This window comes from Niallia yueguangensis (assembly GCF_052663115.1).
The window spans coordinates 1-271 of sequence record NZ_JBQTCX010000087.1; the positions used below are offsets into that span (position 1 = coordinate 1).

3 tRNA genes are annotated in these 271 nt (G+C 50.6%); all 3 read right to left on the reverse strand.

Annotated features, from left to right (window positions below):
- Positions 1-6: 6 nt before the first annotated feature.
- The 3 genes from ACTYA4_RS22290 to ACTYA4_RS22300 all read right to left on the reverse strand — a co-directional run bounded on the left by ACTYA4_RS22290 (position 7) and on the right by ACTYA4_RS22300 (position 270).
- Positions 7-91: transfer RNA gene (locus tag ACTYA4_RS22290), tRNA-Leu, on the reverse strand.
- Positions 92-109: 18 nt separating this feature from the next.
- A tRNA-Lys gene (locus ACTYA4_RS22295) sits at positions 110-185 on the reverse strand.
- A 9-nt stretch (positions 186-194) separates the two neighbouring features.
- Positions 195-270, reverse strand: a tRNA-Thr gene (locus ACTYA4_RS22300).
- Position 271 lies beyond the last annotated feature (1 nt).

Sequence of the window (271 nt, forward strand, 5' to 3'; positions counted from 1 at the left end):
TTGTAATGGTGCGGGTGAAGGGAGTCGAACCCCCACGCCTTGCGGCGCTAGATCCTAAGTCTAGTGCGTCTGCCAATTCCGCCACACCCGCATAATAAGATTATATAAATGGTGAGCCATGGAGGATTCGAACCTCCGACCCTCTGATTAAAAGTCAGATGCTCTACCAACTGAGCTAATGGCTCACTTACAAATGGTGCCGGCGAGAGGACTTGAACCCCCAACCTACTGATTACAAGTCAGTTGCTCTACCAATTGAGCTACACCGGCA